Origin of the sequence: Halomonas elongata, assembly GCF_029081005.1 — a bacterium.
Classification (GTDB): Bacteria; Pseudomonadota; Gammaproteobacteria; order Pseudomonadales; family Halomonadaceae; genus Halomonas; species Halomonas elongata_B.
On sequence record NZ_JAJQTQ010000124.1, the window covers coordinates 1 to 381 of the forward strand.

The 381-nt window shown below is 48.6% G+C and carries 1 protein-coding gene; it reads right to left on the bottom strand.

Annotated features, from left to right (window positions below; genetic code table 11):
• Positions 1-146 precede the first annotated feature (146 nt).
• A partial coding sequence (locus LU493_RS19735) for a hypothetical protein (RefSeq protein ID WP_275289500.1) occupies positions 147-381 on the bottom strand: 235 nt, incomplete at its 5' end.

Genomic DNA, 381 nt, shown 5'->3' on the forward strand with positions numbered 1-381 from the left:
TTTTATTTCACCTGTGGACGATTCGGATAGCTCATACTGTTGTGTAATGTGGCTTTGGTGGATAATCAGCGCAAAGCCGCGCAGGTAGCGACACGAGCAGTCTGAGTGTTAATCAGTATAGACGGATTAACTTCTGGACGGCCATTTTAGGTCAAATCTTGAGCCCATTTCCAGCCTTTTTTGATGGCGGTCGCATTTATGGGAAAACCCGCCTGGCAAAATTTCCTGACAACCGCGCAAACAGGCACATTTTTATTTTGCTTTTTACCCCGCTTCTCGGTATAAAACGCCGCGCGCGGCTCATTAAAAAAGCGCACGGGGCATGGCCCTGTGGTGCCACTTCCAGCCGGGTTAAGCAGTCTGTATTTACAGAATCTCGCA